This window comes from Piscicoccus intestinalis NBRC 104926 (assembly GCF_001515525.1).
Classification (GTDB): Bacteria; Actinomycetota; Actinomycetes; order Actinomycetales; family Dermatophilaceae; genus Kineosphaera; species Kineosphaera intestinalis.
Genome location: NZ_BCNQ01000087.1, coordinates 1 through 19,682, shown reverse-complemented (window position 1 = coordinate 19,682; position 19,682 = coordinate 1). Strand labels below are relative to the sequence as shown.

The following is a 19,682-nucleotide window of genomic DNA, read 5'->3' as shown; positions in this document are numbered from 1 at the left end:
GGTGTGACCGCTGATAGGGACAGGGCCCACCATCTGGGTGAGGTCTCTTCGTAACGTGGCTGCCGGCAGCTGACGCCGACTGGTGGCCAGCAGACTATTAGTCCGTCGGTCACGCAAGGAGGCACCATGCACGGACTGCCCGAACGGGCGTACGCGGTCTACCTGGGTTTGGACGTCGGCAAAGGCGAGCACTACGCCTGCGCCCTGAACACAGACGGTAAGAAGCTCCATGACAAGCCGTTGCCGCAGGATGAACAACGGCTGCGGGACCTGTTCACTCAGCTCAGCGTCCACGGTCCTGTCCTGGCGGTCGTAGACCAGCCCGCCTCGATCGGGGCGCTCCCAGTCGCGGTCGCACGCGACTGCGGGGTAGACGTCGCCTACCTGCCCGGGCTGGCGATGCGTCGTATCGCCGACCTGCACCCGGGCAACGCCAAGACTGACGCCCGCGACGCCTTCGTCATCGCCGACGCCGCCCGCACCATGCCCCACACCCTGCGAAGGGTCGACATGAACGACGACGCGTTGGCCGACTTGGAGGTCATCGTCGGATTCGACGACGACCTCGCATCCGAAGTCACCCGCGTCACCAACCGCATCCACGGTCTACTGACCCAAATCCACCCCGCGTTGGAACGCGGCATCGGGCCACGTCTGCATCACAAAGCCGTCCTGGAACTCCTCGCCCGGTTCGGCGGACCGACTGGGCTGCGCGCCGCCGGCAGGCGGCGCCTCCTGGCGGTCGCCCGCCCCCGTGCGCCGCGGTCCTACCAGAAAATCGTCGACGCGATCATGGCCGCCTTGGACCAGCAGACCGTGACCGTGCCGGGCACCAAGGCCGCCGAGCTCGTCCTGCCCAAGCTCGCCGAGCAACTCGCTGAGCTGCTCAAGCAACGCGAAGAAGCTGCCGCGCAAGTGGAGGAGATGCTCGATGCTCACCCTCTTTCCCGCGTCCTGACATCCATGCCCGGGGTCGGTGTCAGGACAGCAGCACGCATCCTGCTCGAAGTCGGCGACGGCACCGCTTTCCCTACCGCCGCACATCTGGCCGCCTACGCCGGACTCGCGCCCGTCACCCGCCGCTCCGGCTCATCCATCCGGGGCGAACACCCCAGCCGTGGCGGGAACAAGAACCTCAAACGCGCCTTCTTCCTGTCCGCGTTCGCTGCCCTGCACGACCCCGCCAGCCGCGCCTACTACGACCGCAAGAGAGCCCAGGGCAAGAAGCACAACGCCGCCCTGATCTGTCTAGCCCGCCGACGCTGCGACGTCTTGTACGCCATGCTCCGCGACGGCACCCTCTACCAAACCCCAGCTACCGCCGCGGCTTGACGGACACCATAGGGACACCCCCCCAGACCCGAGCTCCCCTGACCCGCAACCCCCTCGCTGAGAACTGCGTGTCACGGTCGCAACTGCGGCACGGACAGCAGTTCTCACCACGACTCGCAGTTTTCAGGGACGTTGGGTGGGCGCGTGGGGTCAGGGCTGGTGCGGGGACAGGAGGGCGGAGAGGGCGCCGAGCGCCTCGGGGCGGATCCAGTAGTAGACGAACGTGCCGCGCCGTTCGCAGTCGACGAGACCGGCCTCGCGCAGGGTCTTCAGGTGGTGCGAGATCGTCGCCGACGACAGGTCGAACTCCGGGGTGATCTCGCAGACGCACAGCTCGGGGCGGGCGGCGATCATCGAGGCCATCCGCAGCCGCACGGGGTCGCCGAGCGCCTTGAACAGGGGCGCGAGGCGGGCCGCGTCCTGCGGCGAGACCGGCGACGCCGACAGGCCGCAGCACGTGACGGCCGCGGCGTGCGGATCGGACTGCAGAACCGACATGCCGCCTATCTTGACAGACATCGAATCAACCGGCCAGGCTGAGAACCGCTGATTAGATATCCATCGAGACAACGAGGTGGACCATGGTCATCGAGCCGATGGGCGACGAGCAGATCACGGAGGCGGTCCGCGCGCGATACGCGGGCGCCGCCCGCCTCCGACTCCGCGAGGCGGCGGACCACGCCGGGCCGCAGGACGCGTCGGGGAAAACGTCGGAGGGCGCGTGCGGTTGCGGTGACGGCTGCTGCGGCGAGGCCGCGAAGACGCAGGCCATCGACCCCATCACGACAAACTTGTACGACGCCTCTGATACACCATTCGACGCGGCCCTCGCGGCCTCGCTCGGCTGCGGCAACCCGACCGCGCTCGCGCAGCTGAGCCCCGGTGAGGACGTGCTCGACCTCGGCTCCGGCGGCGGGCTCGACGTGCTGCTGTCGGCGCGGCGCATCGCACCCGGCGGCACCGCCTACGGTCTCGACCTGACCCCCGAGATGCTCCAGCTCGCGGAGCGTCACCGTGCGGAGGCGGGCATCGAGAACGCGCGGTTCATGCTCGGCGCCATCGAGCGCGTGCCGCTGCCCGACGCGGCCGTCGATGTCGTCATCTCGAACTGCGTCATCAACCTGTCCGCCGACAAGGATGCTGTGCTGCGCGAGGCGTTCCGGGTGCTGCGCCCGGGCGGTCGGTTCGCCGTCTCCGACATCGTGCTGCTGCGCGACATCCCGGGCGAGCTGCGCGCCGTCGTCGCGTTGTGGACGGGCTGCATCTCCGGCGCGCTGCGCGACACCGACTACGTCGCGAAGCTCACCGCCGCGGGCTTCGAGGACGCGGGGATCGAGGTGACGCGCCGCTACGACCGCGCCGAGCTCGAGGCCATGGCCGACCAGCTCGACCCGACCCACCTGCCGGCGGGCATGACGCTCGCCGATGCCGTGCAGGCCCTCGACGGCGCCTTCGCCTCGGCGTTCATCCGAGCAACGAAACCGGCATGACCACCACCGACACGCAGGCCGTCGCCGCTCGACTCTCCACGCTCGACCGGTGGCTGCCCGCCTGGATCCTCGCGGCGATGCTCGCCGGGCTCGCGCTCGGCCGTCTCGTGCCCGGCCTCGACGGCGCGCTGAGCGCACTGGAGATCGAGGGCGTCTCGCTGCCGATCGCCATCGGACTGCTCGTCATGATGTACCCGGTGCTGGCGAAGGTGCGCTACGACAAGCTCGACACCGTCACCGCCGACCACCGCATGCTGGTCTCTAGCCTGGTGCTCAACTGGCTGATCGGACCGGCGCTGATGTTCACGCTCGCGTGGCTCTTCCTGCCGGATCTGCCCGAGTACCGCACCGGCCTCATCATCGTCGGGCTCGCCAGGTGCATCGCGATGGTCATCATCTGGAACGACCTGGCCTGCGGAGACCGGGAGGCGGCGGCCGTGCTCGTCGCGCTCAACTCGCTGTTCCAGGTCGTCGCCTTCGCCGCCCTCGGGTGGTTCTACCTCGCGGTGCTGCCCGGCTGGCTCGGGCTCGAACAGGCCCGCCTCGACGTCTCCCCCTGGCACATCGCGGCCTCGGTGCTCGTGTTCCTCGGAATCCCGCTGCTGGCCGGATACCTGTCCCGACGTATCGGCGAATCCCGTTGGGGCCGTGAGGCGTACGAGCGCGAGTTTCTGCCCCGGGTGGGTCCGTGGGCGCTGTACGGGCTGCTGTTCACCATCGTCGTGCTCTTCGCGCTGCAGGGTGACCAGATCACGAACCGCCCGCTCGACGTGGCCCGGATCGCGGTTCCCCTGCTGGCCTACTTCGGCCTCATGTGGGGCGGCGGGTACCTGCTCGGCAAGGCCCTGGGCATGACCTACGAGCGCACGACGACGCTCGCCTTCACCGCCGCCGGCAACAACTTTGAGCTGGCGATCGCGGTGGCCATCGCGACGTTCGGGGTCACCTCGGGTCAGGCTCTGGCCGGCGTCGTCGGACCGCTCATCGAGGTGCCGGTGCTCGTCGGCCTCGTCTACGTCTCCCTCGCCCTGCGCTCCCGTTACCCGCACGCTGACCGAGAACACCGAGAACACCGAGAGGCCCGAGAATGACACACCCGAATGACACAACCGGCACGGGCGCGGCACGGCCGTCGGTGCTGTTCGTCTGCGTCCACAACGCGGGGCGCTCGCAGATGGCGGCGGCCTACGCGCGGCACCTGTCCGACGGCGCGATCGAGGTGCGCTCGGCGGGATCGGCCCCGGCGGAGACGATCAACCCGGCCGTCTCCGAGGCGATGCTCGAGGAGGGCATCGACCTGTCCGCCCAACGACCGAAGGTGCTGACGACCGAGGCCGTACAGGCCAGCGATGTCGTCATCACGATGGGGTGCGGCGACGCCTGCCCGTACTTCCCCGGCAAGCGCTACCTCGACTGGGTGCTCGACGACCCCGCCGGCCAGGGCGTCGCGGCGGTGCGACCGATCCGCGACGAGATCCGACGCCGCGTCGGCGACCTCGTCGAGGAGCTGCTCAAGCCGACTCAACGACCGTGAAAACTGCGTGTCGTGGTGAAACCTGCGACACGAACAGCAGTTTCGACCGCGACACGCAGTTGTCAGGGAAGTGGGCGGGTGCGCCGGGAAGTGGGCGGGTGCGCCGGGACGTGGCCGGGTGGCCAGGTCGTGGCCGGGTCGTCGGAGGAGGCCGACGACCCGGCCGATCGAGGGCCCGATCGAGGGCCCGATCGAGGGCCCGTTCGAGGGCTCGGTCGGGAGCCGAGCTCAGGCTCGGGCGAAGGGGTTCTTGGAGAAGGTGTAGGCGCGGCCGGAGGTGACGTCCTCCTCCAGCTTCTCCAGGGTGATGCCGCGCGTCTCGGGCACCTGGGTGATGACGAACACCAACGCGCACAACCCGATGACCGCGAACATGAAGAACGCTCCGGTGATGCCGATGCCGTCGACCAGGCTCGGGAAGAACAGCGCGAGCATGCCGTTGGTGAACCACCCGAAGAACACCGAGATGCCGATGCCCAGGCCGCGCATGTGCAGCGGGAAGACCTCGGCCAGCCAGACCCAGACGGCGATGTTGAGGAAGGTCTGCATCGAGAACACGAACGCCACGACGAGGAACAACAGCGCGTAGGGGCGGATCGGGTTGCCCTCGGGCAGCACGATCGACAGCACGCCGATGAGCAGGTGGCACGTGGTCGTCAGCGACAGTCCGATGACGAACGTCGTGCGCCGGTTGAGCCGGTCCATGTTGTACAGGGCAATGATGCCGCCGACCACCGAGAACACCCCGGTGGAGATGTTCGCGACGAGCGCGGCGTCGGCCGAGAAGCCCGCCTGGATGAGCACCCGCTGCCGTAGTACATGATCGAGTTGATGCCGGTGAGCTGCTGGGTCATCGAGATGCCGATGCCGACCAGCAGGATCCGCAGCAGCCACTTGTTGGAGAAGATCGCCTTGCCCTCGATGTGCTCATCGGTCTCCTCCTCGGCGACCGCCTCCACCTGAGCCAGCTCGGCGCGAGCGCGGTCGTGCGAGCGCACCGTGTTCAAGACGGCGAGAGCGTCGTCGTAGCGCCGCTTGTCGACGAGCCAGCGCGGCGACTCCGGCATCCGCAGCATGCCGATGAACAGGGCGATCGCGGGCAGCGCGCAGATCGAGAACATGATCCGCCAGACGCCGTCGTGGTGGCCCAGACGATGTTGATGATGACGTTCATCGTGAACGCGAGCAGCTGGCCGGAGACGATCGCCAACTCGTTGCGGCCGGTGATCGAGCCGCGGATCTCGAACGGAGCCAGCTCGGCGAGGTACACCGGCACGACCGTCGAGGCGCCACCGACTCCCAGACCGAGCATGACGCGACCCAGGACGAGAACGGCGTAGTTCGGGGAGAGCACGACGAACAGCGTGCCGACGAAGAACAGGACCGCCAGCAGGATGATCGTCTTGCGACGACCCCAGGAGTCGGAGAGCCGTCCGCCGAGCACCGCGCCGATCGCGGCGGCGAACACCAGTGAGCTGATGACCAGGCCGAGTTGCAGGTCGGAAAGACCGAGTTCGATCTGCATGGGGCGCTCGGCGCCGTTGCTCACGCCGGTGTCGTAGCCGAAGAGCAGGCCGCCGAAGCAGGCGACGATCGAGATGAGACCGATCCGCTTGCGGTGCGGCCCAGGGGTGAGGGGAGGCAGCGAGATCTCGCTCGCGCTCGCTCCGTGCGCCCATGGAATGACTCCTTCGTCACGTGGATGGTCCGGGCAACTCACGGCCCGGACGGCACATCGCGGAAGTGGGGGTCGAGACCCCGAGGGTGGTGGCGCGGATCATCTGCGCGACACCGGTTCGCCAGAACGCCACTAGAACGTTCTAAGTGCATATGTCAGAACATACACAGGAAGCCATCGTGAGGGGAAGACCCGATTCGGGATTTGTGATCCGCCTCACATGATCTGAGTCACTGTCTTGGTCGTACAGACGGAGAGCCCTGCGAGACCGCAACAGCCCCACACCGACCGAGCCGGGACGACCGAGCGCCGCCGACCGAACTCCACCGAACGAGGCGACCCGATCACACACTGTTGTGTTCGATCGTCGCGCGGCCGGCGATCGCTCGCATGTGGCGCGGCCCTGCCGCAGGCAGCCGGTTCCGGCCCCCGACAAGGTAACTCGGCGTTCGCATCAGCGCAGGTCAAAAGCCCGTTTCGAGAAACTTCACACAAGTTCCGGCGACCGGCAGACCCCCGGTGAGTCACCGGTCTACAGTTGGCCCACATTCTGCGGGTGACGGGGCCCTCGGCGTCATCCAGCCGCCCCGAAGACAGGTGCTGCCCGCCGCACGATCCAAAGGCGGGTGATGGCATGGCGCGTTCGGCGACCTCCCGACTCACGACCGATCCGCTCCTGGAGTCGGCTCCGATCCGGGCCGAGATCTTCAGCGCGGAACGCTTCGAGCAGCACGCGATCTCGCTGGCCGACAGCCAGACCGTCGCCGACCGCCGACGGGCTCCCGTCGTGTCGATCCTCGACCGCCTCGCGGAGGACTACCAGGCGCTGGTCGGCGCGTACGAAGCCACCGTCGCCGACATCCAGGCCCAGCGGCCGATCACGCCCGCCGCCGAGTGGCTCGCCGACAACTTCCACGTCGTCGAGACCCACTCCCGGCAGATCCGCCGCGACCTGCCGAAGAGCTACTTCCGGCAGCTGCCCAAGCTGTCCGCCGACTTCCTCGAGGGGCACCCCCGCATCGTCGGCATCATCTGGGCTTACATCGCCCACACCGACAGCCTCTTCGACCCCGACCTGCTCGCCCGCTACGTGCGCGCGTACGAGTCCCGCCGCGCCCTGACCCTCGGCGAGCTGTGGGCCGTCGCGATCACCCTGCGGCTGCTGCTCATCGAGAACCTGCGCCGCCTCGCCGAGCAGGTCGTCACCGCCAGCGCCGACCGGCGCGCCGCCGACGCCCTCGCCGACCAGGTGCTCGCGGCCGCCGTCGACGAGCACGGCGGACGCGACGAGATCACCCCCGACGAGGTCACCCCCGAGCACGTTCCGGCGAATCCGTCGCGGGCGTTCACCGTGCAGCTCATCCGCCGCCTCGCCGACTCCGACCGCGTCGAGGCCGCCGCCTGGATCCAGCAGTACCTCGATGAGCGGAACCTCGACGCCCAAGAACTCGTGCAGCTGGAGCACCAGTCGCAGGCGTCGGCCACCGTGACGATGCGCAACATCTTCACGAGCCTGCGGCTCATCACCGACGTCAACTGGGAGGACTGGCTCGAGAGCGTCAGCCTCATCGAGTTCGAGCTGCGCCGCCAACCCAGCTACACGGCCCTCGACTTCCGCACCCGCGACATGTATCGCTCGGCCGTCGAACAGCTGGCCCGCGGCGCCGAACAGAGCGAGATCGTCGTCGCCCGCGCCGTCGTGCACCGCGCCGAGAGCGGCGCCGACGAGCTGACCCGCGACATCGGCTACTGGCTCATCGACAAGGGCCGCCGCTCGTTCGAGGAGCAACTCGGGTACCGGCCCCGGCTGCGAGAGCAAGCGGTGCGCGCGGCCCGCTCGATGGGCCTGACCGGTTACCTCGTGTCGCTCACCCTGTGCACGCTGGCGCTGCTCGTGCTCACCCTGTCGGTGCTCAACCTCATCGCCGGCGGCCTGTCGGTGCCGGTGCTGTTCGTGCTCGCCCTGCTCGCCGGGTTCCCCATGTCGGAGCTGGCGCTCGGCGTCGTCAACTACTGGTCGGCACGCACCTTCCCCGCCCAACCGATCCCCGGTCTCGCGCTGCGCGGAGGCGTGCCCGCCGCCGCCCGCACCCTCGTCGTCATGCCGACGATGCTCACCTCCCTGGACGAGGTCGACGAGCTCGTCGAGCGGCTCGAGGTGCACTACCTAGCGAACACCGGCGGGGAGATCTACTTCGCGCTGGCCACCGACTGGGCCGACAGCCCGCAGCAGCGCACCGACGCCGACGACGAGGTGCTCGAACGAGCCCGCGACCGCATCGCCGCCCTCAACACCGAGCACGGCGACCACCGGTTCTTCCTCTTCCACCGCGAGCGCCGCTGGAACCCCAGCGAGGGCGTCTGGATGGGCTGGGAGCGCAAGCGCGGCAAGCTGCTCGAACTCGGCCTGCTGCTGCGCGGCCGCGACGACACGAGCTTCATCGTGCGCGACGGCGTGCTGCCCGGGCCGTTCCGCTACGTCATCACCCTCGACAGCGACACCCGCCTGCCCCGGGAGGCGGCCCGCCGCCTCGTCGGCAAGATGGCCCACCCCCTGAACCGGCCCGTCTACGACCCGGAGTCGGGTCGCATCGTGCGCGGCTACGGCATCCTGCAGCCGCGGGTCACCCCCTCGCTGCCGACGATGGAGGGCACCTCGCTGTTCCAGCGCGTGTACTCCACCCCGCGCGGCCTGGACCCGTACGCGTTCGCCGTCTCCGACGTCTACCAGGACCTGTTCGGCGAGGGCTCGTTCGCCGGCAAGGGCATCTACGAGCTCGACGCCGTGCACCGCTGCATCGACGGCCGCGTGCCCGAGAACAGCCTGCTCAGCCACGACCTGCTCGAGGGCAACTACGCCCGCTCCGGGCTCGTCACCGACGTCGAGGTCGTCGAGGAGTTTCCGCTGACCTACGCGGTGGCCGCCTCCCGCACGCACCGCTGGACCCGCGGCGACTGGCAGCTGCTGCCGTGGCTGACGAGCCGGCGCGAGGGCCTGAGCGCCCTGAACATGTGGAAGATGATCGACAACCTGCGCCGCTCGATCAGCCCGGTCGCGCTCGTGGCCACGATCCTCTTCGCCCTGTGGGCCCTGCCGGCTCCGGCCGCCCTCGCGGCGTTCCTCATCCTCGCGGGCACGTTCTACCTGCCGCCGCTGCTGCCGCTGCTCGGCCGCGCGCTGCTGCGCCGCCGCGACGTCACCCGGGAGAGTCAGCTGCGCGGCTTCGCCGACGACATCGTCAACGGGCTGCGGCTGAGCACGATGAACGTCGTCTTCCTCGCCCACCAGGCCGCGATGATGGTCGACGCCGTCGTGCGCACCATGTTCCGCCTGGTGCGCGGGCGGCGGCTGCTCGAGTGGACCACCGCCGACGCCGCCGCGCGCCGGGTCAAGGGCACCCCCGTCTACTACGTGGCGCTCATGTGGACCGGGCTCATCCCGCCCGTGCTCGCCCTCGCGATCGGCGCCTCCCGCGGCCCCGGCAGCTTCGTCGTCTCCCTCGTGCCCGCCGTCACGTGGCTGCTCGCCCCGTACGTGGGCTGGTTCGCGAGCCGGCCGGTCGACCTCACCGACGAGGACGCCTCGGCCGACGACCTCGACGAGCTGCGGGTCGTCGCCCGGCGCACCTGGCGGTTCTTCGAGACCTTCGTCGGGCCGGACACCAACCACCTGCCGCCGGACAACTTCCAGGAGGAGCCGGCCCCGGTCGTCGCCAATCGCACCTCGCCGACGAACATCGGGCTCTACCTGCTCGTGCTCGTCTCCGCCCGCGACTTCGGCTGGATCGGGCTGCGCGACACGCTGACCCGCCTCGAGGCCACGATGGCGACGGTCACCAGCCTCAAGGCGCACCGCGGCCACCTGTACAACTGGTACGACACGACGACCCTGGCGCCGCTGCACCCGCGGTACGTCTCGACCGTCGACAGCGGCAACCTCGCCGGCCACCTCATCGCCCTCGCCGGCGCCTGCCGCGAGTGGCTCGCCGAGACCGAGCACACCGTCGACGAGCGAGCCGGCACTCTCGACGCGCTCGCGATCCTCCGCCAGAACCTCGACGGCTCGGGCCTGCCCGGCGCCGGCCGCGACAAGGTGACGAGCGCCGTCGACGCCCTCGCCCAGGCGGTCCGCTCCCAGGAGCCGGGCCCGCTGCGCGACCTCGACGCCCTGACCGCCAAGGCCGAGCAGCTCGTCGCCGTCGTCGAGCGCGAGTCCGACGGGCCGGTCGCGCTCGCGGGTGGCGACCGGACCGGTGCGCACGCGGTCGGTTCGGGCTCCGGTTCGAGCTCCGGCTCCGGCTCGCTCGCGCCCGACCTGCTCGACTGGGCGCACGCGGTGCGCGACGGGCTCGCGAGCCTGGCCGCCGACCGCGACCTCGGGACGGTGGAGCGCGAGGACCTCGAGGAGCGGATCCGGCTCCTGGAGACCACCGCCAACAAGTTCGCGGCGCAGATGGACTTCGCGTTCCTGTACAACCGCACCCGCAGCCTGCTGTCGATCGGCTACCAGGTGGAGACCGACAGCCTCGACGACAACTGCTACGACCTGCTCGCCTCCGAGGCCCGGCTCGCCAGCTTCGTCGCGATCGCCAAGGGCGACCTGAAGACCCGGCACTGGTTCCTGCTCGGGCGCACCGTCACCGCCGTCGCGGGCGGCGCGGCGCTGCTGTCGTGGTCGGGCTCGATGTTCGAGTACCTCATGCCGCCGCTGGTCATGCGCTCCCCCGCCTCCGGGCTGCTCGACCGCACGTGCAAGCTCGCCGTGCGCCGCCAGATCGCCTACGGCGGAGAGAACGGCGTGCCATGGGGCGTGTCGGAGTCCGCGTTCAACGCGCGCGACCTCAACCTCACCTACCAATACTCGCCGTTCGGGGTGCCCGGCCTGGGCATCGTGCGCGGGCTCGCCGACAACCTCGTCATCGCGCCTTACGCCACCGGCCTGGCGAGCATGGTCGAGCCCGGCGCGGCCGCGCGGAACTACGCCGAGCTGCGCAAGGTCGGGGCCCTGGGCCGGTACGGCTACTACGAGGCCCTCGACTACACCCCGCGGCGGCTGCCGCCGGACGAGAAGTGCGTCATCGTGCGCTGCTTCATGGCGCACCACCAGGGCATGACGATCGTCGCGATCCACAACGCGGTGCACGACGGCCTCATGCGCGAACGCTTCCACGCCGAGCCCCTCGTGCGCGCCAGCGAGCTACTCCTGCAAGAACGCTCGACGCGCGACGTGCCGATCACGTACGCGCGCCGCGAGGAGCTGGCCCGCGAGAGCATCCGCACCGTGGCTCCGCCCGCGGAGCGCACCTACGAGGGCTTCACGGCCCTGCAACCCGCCGTGCACCACATGTCGAACGGCACGCTGTCGGTCACCCTCACCCCGTGGGGCGGCGGCCAGGTGCGCTGGAAGGGCATGGCGATCACCCGCTGGCACCCCGACCCCACGAGCGAGGAGACCGGCGACTACGTCTACCTGCGCGACGAGAACTCCGGGGCGTTCTGGTCGGCCGGCGCGATGCCGGTGATGATCAAGACCGGCCGCTACAGCGCGCGCTTCGACGAGAACCGCGTCGAGTTCCGGCGCAAGCGCGGGTCGCTCGTCACCGAGCTCGAGTACCACCTGTCGCCCGAATCCGACGCGCTCGTGCGCAAGCTGACGATCCGCAACACCAAGAACCGCAACCGTCGCCTCACCGTCACCAGCTACGCCGAGCTCGTGCTCGCCAACATGCGCGACGACGACGCCCACCCCGTCTTCTCGCGGATGTTCGTGCACACCGAGTTCCTGCCCGACAAGGACGCGGTCATCGCCACCCGGCGCCGCCGCAACCCCACCGACCCCGAGGTCTGGGTCGGGCACATGGTGCGGCTCGGCGCCAACACCACCGGCGGCGGCTCCGTCAAGGCGGAGACCGACCGGTCAGCCTTCCTCGGCCGGGGCGGCACCGTGCGCAACCCCGCCGCGATGGCCGGCCCACCCGTCTCCGGTGAGACGGGGTACGTGCTTGACCCCGTGCTCTCGCTGAGCCGCCGGGTGCGGGTGCCGAGTTCCGGGCGCGCCGAGGTGCTGCTGTGGACGTTCCTCGCCGATTCGCGCGAGGAGCTGCTCAACCTCATCGACCGGCACCGCAGCGACACCGCCTACGACCGCATCGCGATGCTCGGCTGGACCCACTCCCAGGTGCAGCTGCGTCACCTGCGGATCAGCGCCGACGACGCGACCCGCTTCCAGACCCTCGCCGGGCACGTGCTGTTCGGCCACCACGCGCTGCAGTCGGCGCCGGAACGGGTCGCCGAGCTCGCGGGCTCGCAGTCGGCCCTGTGGCAGCTGAGCATCTCCGGCGACCTGCCGATCCTGCTCGTGCACATCGACGACATCAGCGACCTGCGGCTCGTGCGCGAGGCCGTGCGCGCGTTCGAGTTCTGGCGCACGAAGCGGTTCTCCGTCGACCTCGTCATCCTCAACGACCGTTCGACGAGCTACGTGCAAGACCTGCAGCAGGCGCTGGAGGCCCTCGCCGGGGCGATCGAGCCGCGCACCGGCGCGCCCGACTCCAGCGGCCGCATCTACGTGCTGCGGCGCGACCAGGTGCCCCCCGACGCGCTGGCTGTGCTCATCGCTTGCGCCCGCGTCACGCTGTATGCCGCGGCCGGTCAGCTCGCCGACCAGCTGCCCACCCTGGAGTCGGTCGCCCCGGCTCCTGTGCTGGCCGACGTGCCGGCGCAGCAGGAGGCGGCCCACCTGGAGACGCCGGTGGACACCGACGAGCTGCTCTACTTCAACGGTTACGGCGGGTTCAGCCCCGACGGGCGCGAGTACGTCACCGTGCTGCGGCCCGGGCGCTCGACCCCGGCGCCGTGGACGAACGTCGTCGCCAACGAGCAGTTCGGCTTCCACGCCACCGCCGAGGGCGCCGGCTACACGTGGTGGCGCAACTCGCGGGACAACCAGCTCACCCCGTGGCGCAACGACCCCGTCTCCACCCCGCAGACCGAGGTCTTCTACGTGCGTGACGAGGAGACCGGCGCGGTCTACTCCCCGACCGCCGCACCGCTGCACCACGGCACCCACGTGGCCCGCCACGGCTTCGGCTACACCCGCTACGAGCACACGGCCGGCACGGTCTCGATGGAGCTGCTGCAGCTCGTGCCGCTCGACGACGCGGTCAAGGTCTCCCGGCTGCGGCTGACCAACACCGGACCGACGCCGCGGCGGCTCGCCGTCACCTGGTACGCCGAGCCGGTGCTCGGCATGAACCGCCCGGAGACGGCCCGGCACCTGCTCACGTGGCTCGACGAGTCGACGTCGGCGCTGTTCGTACGCAACCCGTGGACGACACAGTTTGCCGATCAGGTGGTGTTCGCCGATCTCGCCGGGGCGCAGGAGTCGGTCAGCGGCAGCCGCCGGGAGTTCCTCGGTATGCACGGCAGCCTCGAGAGCCCGCAGGCGATCGTCACCGGGGCGCCGCTGTCGGGTTACGTCGGCGCCGGACTCGACCCGTGCGTCGCGCTGCAAGAGGTCGTCGACCTGGCTCCGGGAGAATCCCGCGACGTCGTCGCCCTGCTCGGCGCGGCCCCCGACACGGCGGCGGCCGTCGATCTGCTGCGGCGCTACCGGGAGGTCTCCCCGCAGGCGCTGTTCGACGAGATCGGCGCGCACTGGCAGGAGCGGCTGGGCACGATCCAGGTGCGCACCCCCGACCCGAGCTTCGACCTCATGCTCAACGGCTGGCTGCTCTACCAGACGCTGGCCTGCCGCATGCTGGCCCGCTCCGGCTACTACCAGGCCAGCGGCGCGTTCGGGTTCCGCGACCAGCTGCAGGACTCGATGGCGCTCGTGCTCATCGACCCGGCCACCGCGCGCGGGCACCTGTTGCGGGCCGCGGGTCGGCAGTTCCTGGAGGGTGACGTGCAGCACTGGTGGCTGCCCGCCGGCGGCACCGGCATCCGCACCCGCATGAGCGACGACGTGGTGTGGCTCGCGCACGCCACCGCCCGGTACGTCGAGGTGACCGGCGACTACGGGGTGCTCGACGAGCAGGTGCCCTACCTGGAGGGGCGGCTCCTCGAAGAGGGCGAGCACGAGGCGTTCTTCACCCCCGAGACCTCGCAGCGCACCGGCTCCCTCTACGAGCACTGCGTGCGGGCCCTCGAGGCATCGTTCACCAGCGGTCGCAACGGCCTGCCGCTCATGGGAACCGGCGACTGGAACGACGGCATGAACCGCGTCGGCGCCGGCGGCCAGGGCGAGAGCGTGTGGCTCGGCTGGTTCTTGCACACCACGTTGAGCCGGTTCCTGCCGCTCGTGCAGGCTCGTCGCGACCTCGACTTCGCGCAGCGATGCCACCTCCAGCAGGACCGGCTGCGGCGCAACCTCGAACGCAACGCGTGGGACGGCCGCTGGTATCGGCGGGCGTACTTCGACGACGGCACCCCGCTGGGGTCGGCCTCCAACACTGAATGCCGCATCGACGCGATCGCGCAGAGCTGGGCCGTGCTCTCCGGCGCCTGCGACCAGGGCCGCGCCGAGCAGGCGATGGACGCGGTGCACACCCACCTCGTCGGAGCCGACGGCGTCGTGCGGCTGTTCACGCCGCCGTTCGACGCCGGCGAGCACGACCCCGGGTACATCGCCGCATACCCGCCGGGCGTGCGCGAGAACGGCGGTCAGTACACCCACGGCGGCACCTGGTCGATCTTCGCCGACGCCGCCCTGGGCCGGGACGACCGCGCGGGCGCGCTGTTCGCGACGATCAACCCGATCAACCACGCCCTCAACCGGCGGCAGGCCGACACCTACCGGGTCGAGCCGTATGTCGTTGCGGCCGACGTCTATTCGGTCGCGCCGCACGTAGGGCGCGGCGGGTGGACCTGGTACACTGGCTCCAGCGCCTGGCTGTACCGGGCCGGGGTCGAGGCCGTGCTCGGCATGCAGCGGCAGGGGTCGGCGGTGCGGCTCACGCCGTGCTTGCCCCCCTCGTGGCAGCGGGCCACCGTCTCGTACACCGTCGGCGACAGCCGCTACGACATCGAGTTCGTCACCCGGGGTCGCTCGCCGCGCGCCGTCACCCACGTCGAGCTCGACGGGGCCCGGATCGTCGGCGACACGTTCATGCTGCAGGAGGACGGGCGCGTGCACACCGTGCGCGTGCTCATCACCGGCGTGGACGAGTCGGGCGCGCCGATCGCCTCGGCGCTCGAGGGAGCCTCCGACGCGTTCCCGGTGGGGGCGCAGGTCGTGGCCGGTCAGGTGGTCGATGGGGCCGTCGTCGACGGGGGCGTGGCCGACGGGGCGATGCGCGACTCCGCTGCGCTCGACTCCTCGGCACTCGACTCCGCGGCGCTCGGCACCGACCCGGAGCCGGTGGACTGACGCGGTCGGGGCCGTCCCGCAGCCGGACGGGCCGCGACCGCGAAACCGCTTCGCCGGAGCCGGAATACCGCGCCGTGCCAGTCCGGTTGGCACCCCCATGCGCGTCATCGGAGTGACAGAGTTCTCGGGCCCGGAGGCCCTGACCGTTCACGAGGTTCCCGAGCCGCACGCCGGCCCGGGCGAGGTGCGGATCGCGGTGAAGGCCGCGGCCGTCAGCCCCACCGACACCAACCTCGTGGCCGGCCTGTACGGCACCGGCGAGCTACCGCCTCCGCACGTGCCGGGCATGGACGCCGCCGGCGTGATCGACGAGGTCGGCGAACCGACTCCCGACCTCGACACCTCCCGCTGGCACGTCGGCGACGAGGTCATGGCGATCGCCCTGCCGCAGCGCGGCCACGGCGGCGCGTACGCGGAGTACCTCGTGGCCGACGCCGACTCCCTCGCCCGCATCCCCGCGGGCGCCTCGCTCGCGCAGGCCTCGACCCTGCCTATGAACGGTCTCACCGCCGTGCAGGCGCTCGACAAGCTCGGTCTGGAGCCGGGTCAGGTGCTGGCCGTCACCGGCGCCGCCGGCACCCTCGGCCGGTACGTCATCTCACTGGCCGAGCAGCGCGGCCTGACGGTCATCGCGGAGGCCGCCGACACGGACCGTGACCTCGTCGCGGCCGCCGGCGCGAACCACATCGTCGCCCGCGGCGACGACGTCGCCGACAAGATCCGCACGATCTACCCGGCCGGGGTCGACGGGCTCGTCGACGCCGCGGTGCAGAACGAGCTGGCGCTGCCGGCGGTGCGGCCCGGCGGACGCCTCGCGACCGTGCGCGGCTGGTCGGGCGTGCCGGGCAGCGACGTGACCGTCGAACGCATCATGGTCTTCGACGACTACCACCGCGGCGACACCCTCGACGCCCTGCGCCGCGCGGTCGAGGACGGTGTGCTCACCCTGCACGTCGCCGACACCCTGCCCGCCGAGCAGGCCGCCGACGCCCACCGTCGGCTGGCGCAGGGCGGCACCCACGGCCGACTTGTGCTGACCTTCTGAGACAAGCGGGGCTGTCGCTCGGTCGGCTCAGTCGATCACCGCCTGGGGCGGCAGCACCCCCGTGGCCAGCAGCACGACGAGCACGGCGCCGAGCGCGAGGCGGTAGTACACGAACGGCATGAAGTTGTGCGTCGAGATGTACCGCAGCAGCCACGCGATGATCGCGTAACCGATGGTGAAGCTCACGGCGGTCGCGGCGGCGATCGGCCCCCAGCTCGGGGAGACCGGGTCGGAGGAGATCTCGAACAGCTGGTGGAAGCCCGATGCGAGCACCGCGGGGATCGCCAGCAGGAACGAGTAGCGCGCCGCCGCCTCCCGCTTGTAGCCCATGAACAGGCCGCCGGCGATCGTGCCCCCGGAGCGCGACACCCCGGGGACCAGCGCGAGCGACTGCCACAGACCGAACTTCAGGCCGTCCTTGACGGTGAGCTCACGCAGCTCCTTGGTCTGGGAGGCCGTGCGGTCGCTGTAGCCGATGACGAGCGCGAACCCGATGAGCATCGCCGCCGTCACCCACAGGTTGCGGAACGGCCCGGCGATGAGGTCCTGCAGCGCGAGCCCGAGCACCCCGATGGGGATCGACCCGAGGATGACGAGCCACCCCATCCGCGCGTCCGGGTCGCTGTGCGGCACCTTGCCCGCCACCGCCCGGCACCAGCGGTCGATGATGCGCGCGATGTCCTTGCGGAAGTAGACGAGCACCGCCGCCTCCGTGCCGAGCTGCGTGATCGCCGTGAACGCCGCGCCCGGGTCGTCGCCGAAGAACCGGCCCGCCAGCGACACGTGCGCGCTGGAGGAGATCGGCAGGAACTCGGTGAGCCCCTGCACGACGCCGAGGGTGATTGCCTGTGTCCAGTCCATCCGTCTCTATCTGTGCCTGTGGGTGCTGCTGTGGGCTTCGCGCTGTGGGTCCTGTGCTCCGGGCACACGGACGGCCTCGGCTGTGCGCCGAGGCCTGGCCGGGACCAGCGTAATTGGTCGCGTCGGCGGGTCGGCCCGAAGACACCCGGGCACCCTTCACCCGCCATGACACCCGTCCGGCCGGGCGCTCGCCAACCCGTGATGCGTGCAAGCCGACGCGTCGTGCCGCGCCCGGCCGCCCGAGCGCACGTACCGTCTCTGCCATGCCGCCGCGCCACCGCCCCAGTCGCCTGCTGACCGCCGTGGCCGTGGCCACGACGCTGCCTCTGACCGCCTGGTTGATGCCCGCGGCGCAGGCGGCCCCGGCGGTGGGTGCCTCCGAGTCGGCCGCAGCGGTCTCCGGGTCGGTCTCCGGGTCGGTCTCCGGGTCGGCCGCGTCCGCCGGGCCCGCCGCCGCGGCTCCGTTTCGGGTGACACCGCTGGCCAGGTACCGCAACCCGTGGGCCGCATCGTTCCTCGGCCGCAGCGGCTATCTGGCGATCACCGAGCGCACCGGCCGGCTCGTCCTGCGCTCCGCGAGCGGGCGCCAGCTGCCGGTCTCGGGGCTGCCGCGCGTCGCGACCGCCGGCCAGGGCGGGCTCGGCGACGTGCTCGCCCACCCCGGCTACAACGGCACGACCAACCGCACCGTGTACCTGAGTTGGGCGGAGCCGGGAACGGGCGGCCGCAGCGGCGCCGCGGTGGGCCGCGCGACACTCGTCATCGCGCCGAAGGCGGCGTCCGCACGGCTCTCCGGGCTGCAGGTCATCTGGCGGCAATACCCGAAGACGACCGGCAGCGGCCACTTCTCGCACCGGCTGGCGATCGACCCGTCGCGGCGATACCTGTTCGTCAGCTCCGGGGAGCGGCAGAAGATGACGCCCGCGCAGGACCTGCGCGTCACCCTCGGCAAGATCGTGCGCCTCAGCCTCAGCGGGCGCGCCGCCCCCGGCAACCCGTTCGCCTCCCGGGGCGGGGTGAGCGCGCAGATCTGGTCGTACGGTCACCGCAACCCGCTCGGACTCGCCTTCGACGGGCAGGGCCGGCTGTGGAGTTCTGAGATGGGCCCCAAGGGCGGCGACGAGCTCAACCTCATCGCGCGAGGCGGCAACTACGGCTGGCCCAAGGCCTCGAACGGCAGTCACTACGACGGCCGGCCGATCCCCGACCACCGCGCCGGAGACGGTTTCGTCGCCCCCAAGGCGTGGTGGAACCCGAGCATCTCCCCCGGCGGGCTCATGATCTACTCCGGGACGCGCTTCCCCGCGTGGCGCGGCGACGCCTTCCTGCCCGCGCTCTCCGGCCAGGGCCTGGCGCGCGTCGACCTGCAGGGCACCACCGCCCGCAAGGCGAACTTCTGGGCCATGGGCACGCGGATCCGCGAGGTGGAACAGGGCCCGGACGGGTACATCTACCTGTTGGAGGACGGCCCGACCGGTCGGCTGCTGCGACTCACCCCGCGCTGACGGGTCAGGGCAGTTCGCCGGTGAAGAGCAGGTCGTCGGCGATGTCGCGCAGCTTCCGGTTGCTGCGCTGGCTGGAGCGCACGAGCAGCGTGAACGCCGGGTCAGGGGTGATCTTGTGCCGTTCGACCAGTACACCGATCGCGGTGCCGATCGTGCGCGAACTGCGCAGCGCGCGTTCCAGGCTCTCGACCTGACGTTGCGCCTCGGTCAGTTCGTGGACCAACTGATCCGGATTCGGCGAGCCGATCCACAGCGGAGGGTTGGCGGGAACTTCGGTGCTCATCGGGAATCCGTTCCTCGACGTGTGCCGGCGCGGCGGGATCCAGGCCGTGCGGGGCCCTTTCATTGAAAGCGCAGATGTCCCCCCGCGGCAATCCCAAGAAGCGAAGCGGCGATATACGCAAAACGAACGCCGGGCGGCGCGCGACGCCCGCCCGGGGTTTACCGTCGGAGGATGCCGCGGGTAGTGCAGACCTCCGGGCTCGACCGCATCGCCGAGATGCTGCGGGTCGAGTACGGCTCGGTCATGCGCGTGACGTCCGCCGCGCGGATCCCCAGCGTGCGCATGGAGCAGGATCAGCTCCCCGGGGTGCGGCTCGACCACCTGATCTACGACATCGGCATGCGCCTCGACAGCGAGCCGCTGGACCGCCTCTACGTGGGGTGCCTGCGCACCGGCCACCTGCGCTACGACTATCGCGGCCAGCAGCACCGGCACGAACCGGGCGACGTATTCATCGGCGGCGGTTACCGGCAGCCCTTCACCGTCGACTTCGACGGGCCGCACGTCATCGACTGGGTCGCCATCGACCCGCGGCTCCTGGCGCAGCTCGTCGACGCCGCGCCGGGCGCGCCGGCCGACCCGGG

At 70.8% G+C, this 19,682-nt stretch carries 11 protein-coding genes and 1 pseudogene; 8 read left to right on the top strand and 4 right to left on the bottom strand.

Annotation, left to right across the window (positions count from 1 at the left end; all coding sequences use genetic code 11):
- Nucleotides 1–126: 126 nt before the first annotated feature.
- Entirely contained in the window at nt 127–1,332 is a 1,206-nt protein-coding gene (locus tag PINTE_RS13870) for an IS110 family RNA-guided transposase (protein WP_068431776.1), read from the top strand.
- A gap of 150 nt (nt 1,333–1,482) precedes the next feature.
- On the opposite strand, the gene PINTE_RS13865 is transcribed toward PINTE_RS13870, so the two are convergent.
- Nucleotides 1,483–1,830, bottom strand: a complete 348-nt coding sequence (locus PINTE_RS13865) for an ArsR/SmtB family transcription factor (protein ID WP_068431773.1) — start codon at nt 1,828–1,830, stop codon at nt 1,483–1,485.
- Nucleotides 1,831–1,913: 83 nt separating this feature from the next.
- On the opposite strand from PINTE_RS13865, the gene arsM reads away from it, so the two are divergent.
- The 3 genes from arsM to PINTE_RS13850 are packed head-to-tail and all read left to right on the top strand — an operon-like array spanning nt 1,914 to nt 4,356.
- Nucleotides 1,914–2,822 carry an arsenite methyltransferase gene (gene arsM / locus PINTE_RS13860; protein ID WP_217996594.1) on the top strand — a complete coding sequence of 303 codons (909 nt, stop codon included), beginning with the start codon at nt 1,914–1,916 and terminating at the stop codon, nt 2,820–2,822.
- The gene (gene arsB, locus PINTE_RS13855; protein WP_068431770.1) at nt 2,819–3,913 is read left to right on the top strand and encodes an ACR3 family arsenite efflux transporter; all 1,095 of its coding nucleotides are present in this window, start codon (nt 2,819–2,821) and stop codon (nt 3,911–3,913) included. The genes arsM and arsB overlap by 4 nt, the downstream gene beginning before the upstream one ends.
- Nucleotides 3,910–4,356: an arsenate reductase ArsC gene (locus tag PINTE_RS13850; protein WP_068431767.1), complete on the top strand. Its 447-nt coding sequence runs from the start codon at nt 3,910–3,912 to the stop codon at nt 4,354–4,356. The genes arsB and PINTE_RS13850 overlap by 4 nt, the downstream gene beginning before the upstream one ends.
- A 228-nt stretch (nt 4,357–4,584) precedes the next feature.
- Here the strand turns inward: PINTE_RS13850 and PINTE_RS13845 are convergent.
- A pseudogene (locus tag PINTE_RS13845) lies at nt 4,585–6,007 on the bottom strand (sugar porter family MFS transporter).
- 661 nt (nt 6,008–6,668) lie between these two features.
- On the opposite strand from PINTE_RS13845, the gene PINTE_RS13840 reads away from it, so the two are divergent.
- Nucleotides 6,669–15,404, top strand: a complete 8,736-nt coding sequence (locus tag PINTE_RS13840; protein ID WP_068431764.1) for a glycoside hydrolase family 94 protein — start codon at nt 6,669–6,671, stop codon at nt 15,402–15,404.
- A 97-nt stretch (nt 15,405–15,501) separates the two neighbouring features.
- A complete protein-coding gene (locus PINTE_RS13835) occupies nt 15,502–16,449 on the top strand; it encodes an NADP-dependent oxidoreductase (RefSeq protein ID WP_068431761.1) in 948 nt (315 codons plus the stop codon).
- A gap of 27 nt (nt 16,450–16,476) precedes the next feature.
- Here the strand turns inward: PINTE_RS13835 and PINTE_RS13830 are convergent, their stop codons facing one another.
- Entirely contained in the window at nt 16,477–17,310 is an 834-nt protein-coding gene (locus PINTE_RS13830) for an undecaprenyl-diphosphate phosphatase (protein WP_068431758.1), read from the bottom strand.
- Between the two features lie 263 nt (nt 17,311–17,573).
- Here PINTE_RS13830 and PINTE_RS13825 point away from each other — a divergent pair, with 263 nt between their 5' ends.
- Complete coding sequence (locus tag PINTE_RS13825; protein WP_084343601.1) at nt 17,574–18,815, top strand: PQQ-dependent sugar dehydrogenase; 1,242 nt, start codon at nt 17,574–17,576, stop codon at nt 18,813–18,815.
- A gap of 4 nt (nt 18,816–18,819) precedes the next feature.
- Here PINTE_RS13825 and PINTE_RS13820 read toward each other — a convergent pair whose 3' ends face one another.
- On the bottom strand, nt 18,820–19,098 hold the full coding sequence (locus tag PINTE_RS13820) for an ANTAR domain-containing protein (protein ID WP_068431754.1): 279 nt from the start codon (nt 19,096–19,098) through the stop codon (nt 18,820–18,822).
- 171 nt (nt 19,099–19,269) lie between these two features.
- Here PINTE_RS13820 and PINTE_RS13815 point away from each other — a divergent pair.
- Nucleotides 19,270–19,682 (top strand): hypothetical protein (locus PINTE_RS13815; RefSeq protein WP_157087253.1); only part of this gene is annotated, 413 nt, incomplete at its 3' end.